Genomic DNA, 6,571 nt, shown 5'->3' with positions numbered 1-6,571 from the left:
CTGAGACGAGGCCCCCTCGGTGGCTGAGCCTCGAACCCGGTCGGGAGGCTGGGCGGTGGTTTTCTGTTGGTTGCCGCCCTGCGTGGGTGCGGGGGTTTCGAGGCTCGGGCCGGGAGACGGCCCTCGCACCTCAACCTCCGGATCCTGGTTGTCGGTGGTTCCGAGGCTCGGGCCGTGAGGCGGCCCTCGCACCTCAACCTCCGGATGGTGGTCGCCGGTGGTTGAGGTGCGAAGGCGCCCTGGCGCCTGAGCCTCGAAGCCCCGGGAGGGTGGCAGGGCGGCGAGCACCGCCGTCAATCTCCAGAACGGCGTGGGGGGCGACTGGCGAGGTCAGGAAGGGCGTCGAAGCGGCCTTCGATCAAGGCGACCCGTTTCGCCCTGCTCCAACCCTGGATCTGCTTCTCGTAGAGAAAGGCATCCTCGACACGGCTGAACTCGGCTGCCCAGACCAGGCGGACGGGGCGTCGGCGGCGCAACCTCGTGTACGCCGCACCGAGCCCCAGGTTGTGCTGACTGACTCGGCGCTCGAGGTCGGTCGTGCTGCCGACGTACAGCGATCCGTCAGCGCACTCGAGGATGTAGGTCCATGGCATGGTCTGCTGATGCCCGGTCCCGGCCGATCGGACGTGAGCAGTCTGATGCCTGTGGATGACGCCCTGCGTGGGTGCGGGGGTTTCGAGGCTCGGGCCGTGAGACGGCCCTCGCGCCTCAACCTCCGGATCCTGGCTGCCGCCCTTGCGTGGGCGGCCCTCGCACCTCAACCTCCGAATGGTGCCCGCCGGTCGCTACGCTGCCGGAATGCCCGTGGATCCACAGCTGGCCGGTCTGTTGCAGTTCATCCAGGACGCCGGCTACCCGCCGATGTGGGAGCAGACGCCCGAGGCCGCGCGGAAGGGTTTCCGGGCGATGTCGGTCGGCACCGTGCAGCCCGATCAGGCGGTGCCGGTCGGATCGGTGGAGGAGCTGATGGTTCCGGGCGGGGACGGTGAGTGTCCAGCGCGGCTCTACCGGCCGGTGACCCGGGGCCCCCTCCCCACCGTCGTGTACCTCCACGGTGGCGGGTTCGTGATCGGGGACCTCGACACGCACGACCAGACCTGCCGCCGGCTGTGCGCCGACGTGGACGCCGTGGTGCTGGCGGTGGACTACCGGCTCGCGCCCGAGCACCCCTTCCCCGCAGGCGTGGAGGACGCGATCGCCGCGACCCGCTGGGCCGCGGAACAGAAGCTGGGTGGCGACGCCCGCCTGGCGATCGCGGGTGACAGTGCGGGCGGCAACTTCGCGGCCGTGGTCGCCCAGACCGTGCCGGAGCTGCTCACGGCCCAGCTGCTCATCTACCCCACGGTCGACGCCTTCGGCGACTACCCGTCCCGACACCAGAACGAGTCCGGCTACGGCCTCGAGGTCGCCGACATGCTGTGGTTCCACGAGCACTACACCGGCGGCGCCGAGATCGCACCGGAGGACCCCCGGTTCTCGCCGCTGCGCGCAGACTCGTTCGCCGGTCAGCCCCCGGCTGTGATGGCGGTCGCGGAGTTCGACCCGCTCCGCGACGAGGGCGTGGCCTACGCCGACCGGCTCGCCGCCGACGGCGTGCCGGTGGATCTCGCCGCCTACGACGGGATGATCCACGGCTTCGTCGACATGGGAGCGTGGAGCCCGGCCGCAGCGGCCGCCGTCACCGACCTGAACGCCAGGTTCGCCAAGCTCCTGCACGCCACCTGACCCGAGAGGAACCCATGTCTGACGAGGTCCTGACCGAGCGTCGCGACAACATCCTGGTCGTGACGATCAACCGGCCGCAGGCGAGGAACGCGGTCAACGGGGCCGTGGCCCGCGGGGTGGCCGACGCCATGGACGAGCTCGACGGCGACGACGACCTCCGGGTCGGTGTGATCACCGGAGCCGGCGGCACGTTCTGTGCGGGCATGGACCTCAAGGCGTTCCTCGCCGGTGAGGTGCCGGTCGTCGAGGGTCGCGGCCTGGCCGGGCTGACCCAGCGTCCTCCGCGCAAGCCGCTGATCGCGGCCGTGGAGGGCTGGGCGCTGGCCGGCGGGTTCGAGGTGGTCCTCGCCTGCGACCTGGTGGTGGCCGCCGAGACCGCCCGCTTCGGCGTACCGGAGGTCAAGCGCGGCCTGGTCGCCGCGGCCGGAGCGGCCCTGCGCCTGCCCAGCCTCGTCCCGCAGCCGATCGCGCTGGAGCTGCTGCTCACGGGGGACCCCGTCGACGCGTCACGAGCCTCGAGCCTGGGCCTGGTCAACCGCGTGGTGCCCGAGGGCCAGGCTTTGGACGGCGCCCTCGAGCTGGCGGCCGCCATCGCCGCCAACGGGCCGCTCGCGGTCGCCGCCACCAAGCAGGTGGCCCGTTCGGCGCGGGACTGGACGACCGAGGAGGGCTGGAAGCACCAGGACGAGATCCTGTCGCCGGTCTTCGTCTCCGAGGACGCCCAGGAGGGCGCGGCGGCCTTCGCGGAGAAGCGCGACCCGGTCTGGAAGGGACGGTAGGCCCGATGGACCTGACCCTCACCGACGAGGAGCGCGAGGTCCGCGAGTGGGTGCGGACCTTCGTCTCGAAGGAGATCATGCCCCTCGAGCAGACGGTGCTGGAGCGGGAGCGCCGTCATGAGCGCGGCCTGACGTTCGAAGAGCTCAAGGCCCTGCAGGACAAGGCCGAGGAGTCGGGTTTCTTCGGGGTGCAGACGCCCGAGGAGTACGGCGGCATGGGGCTCGGAGCTCTCATGAGCGCACTGATCGAGGTGGAGCTCGGCCGGTCCTTCGTGCAGTTCAAGTTCGGCGGCGACGCCGACAACATCCTCTTCAGCGCCAACGACGAGCAGCAGGAGGCCTATCTCCTGCCCACGATCAACGGTGACAAGAAGAGCTGCTTCGCGATCACCGAGCCCGGCGCCGGCTCCGACGCGCGCAACATCCGCACCACCGCCGTCCGCGACGGGGACGAGTGGGTCATCAACGGCGAGAAGACCTTCATCACCGGCGGCGACGTCGCCGACTTCTGCCTGGTCTTCGCGGTCACCGACAAGGAGAAGGGTGCGGACGGCGGGGTGACCTGCTTCCTCGCCGACCGGGACGCCGGCTGGACCTCCACCACCATCGACACCATGGGTGAGTGGGGACCGGCAGCGCTGTCCTTCCAGGACGTCCGCGTGCCGCACGCGTCGATCCTCGGGGAGGAGGGCCGCGGCTTCGAGCTGGCCATGCGGTGGATCGGCAAAGGGCGCTACATGCTGCCGGCGCGGGCGCTCGGTGCCTGTGAGCGGCTCGTCGAGATGGCGATGGAGCACGCCCAGAACCGGGAGACGTTCGGCGCCCCGATCGCCACGCGCCAGGCCATCCAGTGGATGGTCGCCGACTCCGCGGTCGAGATCGAGGCCCTGCGGTGGCTGGTGCTCACCGCGGCCTGGCAGGTCGACAACGGCCGCGACTCACGGCAGGCGCAGTCGATGGCCAAGCTGTACGGCGGCGTCAAGGCCAACGAGATCGTCGACCGGATGCTCCAGATCCACGGCGGCATGGGCTACACGCGCGAGCTGCCGATCGAGCGGTGGTACCGCGAGCTCCGCCTCCTCCGCATCTACGAGGGCACCGACGAGATCCAGCGCCGCACCATCGCCCGCAACCTGCTGGCCGGCCACGCCTCCGTGCGCGGCCACCTGGGATGACGACCCGGTGATCCGCACCTTCCACTGGGACGACTGGGCGCTCGACGCCCTGCTCGAGGCCCGGCGGGAGACGGCGGTGAGCCTCGTCGTACCTGCCCGCAACGAGGCCGCCACCGTCGGCGACGTGGTCACCCGGGTCCGCGAGCGGTTGGTCGACACCGTGCGGCTGCTGGACGAGATCGTGGTGATCGACTCCGACTCCACCGATGACACCTCGTCGGTGGCGGCCGACGCCGGGGCCGTCGTCCACCGCGCCGCCGACATCCGGCCGGACCTCGGCACCCACCCGGGAAAGGGTGAGGCGATGTGGAAGTCGTTGTTCGTCACCCAGGGCGACCTGATCGTCTTCATGGACGCCGACCTCCTCGACTGGGACACCCACTTCGTGCCCGGGCTGCTGGGCCCGCTGCTCACCGCCCCCGGCGTGGACCTGGTGAAGGGGTTCTACGAGCGCCCCTTCGGCGACGCGCCCTACGAGGGCGGCCGGGTCACCGAGCTGGTCGCCCGCCCCCTCGTCTCGCTGCTCTTTCCGGACCTCGGCGGGTTGCACCAGCCGCTGGCCGGTGAGTGGGCCGTCCGGAGGTCACTGTTCGCGTCGCTGTCGGTGCCCACCGGCTACGCCGTGGAGCTGGCCGCCCTGATCGACACCGCCGCGGCCAGGGGACCCGAGTCCATCGCCCAGGTCGACCTCGGCCGCCGGGCCCACCGCCACCAGTCGCTGCGCGACCTCGGCGGGATGGCGCAGCAGATCATGGCGATGGCTCTCCGACGCTCGGACGAGCGGGTCGCGGCCAGGCTCGACCTCACCGCGAGTGCCGAGGACGTCGAGCGCCCACCCGCACGGGAGGTCGCGTGACCCTGAGGCTGGGCCGGCACGAGTTCGCCGACGACGCGACGTTGATGATGGCCATCGTCAACCGCACACCCGACTCCTTCTACGACCGTGGCGCGACGTGGGACGAGGAGCGGGCCCTCGAGCGTGTGGATCTCGTGGTGGCGGAGGGGGCCGAGATCGTCGACATCGGCGGGATCAAGGCCGCCCCGGGCGTCCGGATCGGCCCGGAGGAGGAAAAGTCACGGGTCGTGGACTTCGTGGGGCGCGTGCGGGCGGCGTACCCCGGCCTCGTCATCTCCGTCGACACCTGGCGCGCAGAGGTCGGGCGGGCCGTGTGCGAGGCGGGCGCCGACGTCCTCAACGACGCGTGGGGAGGCGCGGACCCCGAGCTGGTCGACGTCGCCGCGGAGTTCGGCGCCGGGCTGGTGTGCACCCACACCGGCGGGGCGACCCCGCGCACCCGGCCCTACCGGGTCGAGTACGACGACGTCGTGGCGGCTGCGATCGGCGACACCGTGGCCTACGCCGAGCGGGCGGTCGCCGCCGGGGTGGCGCCGGAGAGCGTCGTCATCGATCCGGCGCACGACTTCGGCAAGAACACCTTCCACTCGCTGGAGCTCACCCGCCGGCTGGGGGAGATGGTCGCCACCGGCTGGCCGGTGCTGGTCTCGCTGTCCAACAAGGACTTCGTCGGCGAGACGCTGGACCTCCCGGTCGGGGAGCGGCTACCCGGAACGCTCGCGGCCACCGCCGTCTGCGCCCTGGCCGGCGCCCGGATCTACCGGGTCCACGAGGTGGCCGAGACCCGGCAGGTGGTGGACATGGCGTGGTCGATCGCCGGCCGCCGGCCGCCGCGGCGTGCCATCCGGGGGCTGCAGTGACCCGGGCGGTCCTGGTTCCGGGGACGCTCGCCCTGCTGCCGGAGTACGCGAGCATCGAGGACCCGGTGGCCGAGCTGCGCGCAGCGTGCCTGCGGGCGGTCGGTTGGCTGGGTGCGGACGTCACGGTGCTCGCCGACCAGCAGGGTGCCCGGGTCGCAGAGCACCTCCTCGCCTCCTCCACCCGCACGAGCGACGAGCCGTCGTACCTCGTCGTCGGCAACGGCAGCGCCCGCCGCACGGAGAAGGCGCCCGGACACCTCGACGCGCGGGCTTCCGGCTTCGACTCCGACCTGGGCCGCTGGCTGCGGGATGGACGGTTCGACGAGGTCGCCGCCCTCGACCGCCGGCTGGCGCAGGAGCTGTGGGCCGGCGTCGACCCGATCATCGAGCTGGCCGGAGTGCCGGACCTCTCCGTGGGGCAGGTCGACTACGAGGGCGACCCCTTCGGCGTGCAGTACTGGGTGATCCGCTGGGCCTCGCAGATACCGTGAAATGGTGCGGCTGACCTACACGAAGGAGCGCGGGGCGGGCTGGGCCCGGGCGGCTGCCTGGTCGGTCGGCTTCGTGGTGCTGCTCTGGGTCATCGAGGTCGTCGACGTCGTGCTCGGCAACCGGCTCGAGGACGAGGGAGTCCGGCCTCGCGACGACGAGGGGCTGGTCGGGATCGTCTTCGCCCCGCTGCTGCACGGCGGGTGGGACCACCTGATCGCCAACTCCCTGCCGCTGCTGGTCCTGGGATTCCTGGTCTTCCTGTCCGGCATCGGCCGGGCGCTGGCGGCCACAGCGGTGATCTGGGTGGTGGGCGGGCTGGGCACCTGGCTGATCGCCCCGGAGCGCACGATCCACATCGGGGCCTCGGTGATCGTCTTCGGGTGGCTGACCTACCTGATCCTGCGCGGCATCTTCGCCCGCAACGAGGGCCAGATCGCACTGGGGGCGGTCGTCCTCGTCCTGTACGGCGGCGCGTTGTGGGGCGTCCTGCCAGGCCAGCCCGGCGTCTCGTGGCAGGGCCACCTCTTTGGTGCGATCGGCGGCGGGCTCGCCGCCTGGTGGCTGGCGCCCGACCGGGCCCGGCACGCCTACGCCTGACCCGCGGCGGGCCTCGTCGCGGAATGTCTCGTCACCCCGGCCGGTTGGAGTGGGCATGCCCCAGGACTCCCGACGCGTCTCCGTCCT

The 6,571-nt window shown here is 71.8% G+C and carries 8 protein-coding genes; 7 read left to right on the top strand and 1 reads right to left on the bottom strand.

Annotated features, from left to right (window positions below; genetic code table 11):
* Positions 1-293: 293 nt before the first annotated feature.
* Complete coding sequence (locus VFN12_RS14110; protein WP_325119360.1) at positions 294-593, bottom strand: GIY-YIG nuclease family protein; 300 nt, start codon at positions 591-593, stop codon at positions 294-296.
* Between the two features lie 205 nt (positions 594-798).
* On the opposite strand from VFN12_RS14110, the gene VFN12_RS14105 reads away from it, so the two are divergent.
* From VFN12_RS14105 to VFN12_RS14075, 7 genes are read left to right on the top strand one after another with little or no spacing between them, the layout of a single operon-like run.
* Positions 799-1,725 (top strand): alpha/beta hydrolase, encoded by a 927-nt coding sequence (locus tag VFN12_RS14105; protein WP_325119359.1) that lies wholly within the window; start codon positions 799-801, stop codon positions 1,723-1,725.
* A gap of 14 nt (positions 1,726-1,739) precedes the next feature.
* Positions 1,740-2,504, top strand: a complete 765-nt coding sequence (locus VFN12_RS14100; RefSeq protein ID WP_325119358.1) for a crotonase/enoyl-CoA hydratase family protein — start codon at positions 1,740-1,742, stop codon at positions 2,502-2,504.
* 5 nt (positions 2,505-2,509) lie between these two features.
* Entirely contained in the window at positions 2,510-3,679 is a 1,170-nt protein-coding gene (locus VFN12_RS14095; protein WP_325119357.1) for an acyl-CoA dehydrogenase family protein, read from the top strand.
* Between the two features lie 7 nt (positions 3,680-3,686).
* Positions 3,687-4,535, top strand: a complete 849-nt coding sequence (locus VFN12_RS14090) for a glucosyl-3-phosphoglycerate synthase (protein WP_325119356.1) — start codon at positions 3,687-3,689, stop codon at positions 4,533-4,535.
* On the top strand, positions 4,532-5,395 hold the full coding sequence (folP, locus tag VFN12_RS14085) for a dihydropteroate synthase (RefSeq protein ID WP_325119355.1): 864 nt from the start codon (positions 4,532-4,534) through the stop codon (positions 5,393-5,395). The genes VFN12_RS14090 and folP overlap by 4 nt, the downstream gene beginning before the upstream one ends.
* Positions 5,392-5,886: a hypothetical protein gene (locus VFN12_RS14080; protein WP_325119354.1), complete on the top strand. Its 495-nt coding sequence runs from the start codon at positions 5,392-5,394 to the stop codon at positions 5,884-5,886. The genes folP and VFN12_RS14080 overlap by 4 nt, the downstream gene beginning before the upstream one ends.
* A 4-nt stretch (positions 5,887-5,890) precedes the next feature.
* Positions 5,891-6,484, top strand: coding sequence for a rhomboid family intramembrane serine protease (locus tag VFN12_RS14075; RefSeq protein ID WP_414690050.1), 594 nt, complete (start codon positions 5,891-5,893; stop codon positions 6,482-6,484).
* Positions 6,485-6,571 lie beyond the last annotated feature (87 nt).

This window comes from Nocardioides sp., assembly GCF_035703625.1.
GTDB lineage: Bacteria > Actinomycetota > Actinomycetes > Propionibacteriales > Nocardioidaceae > Nocardioides.
The sequence above is the reverse complement of the archived record's forward strand: the minus strand, read 5'-3'. Positions and strand labels throughout refer to the sequence as shown.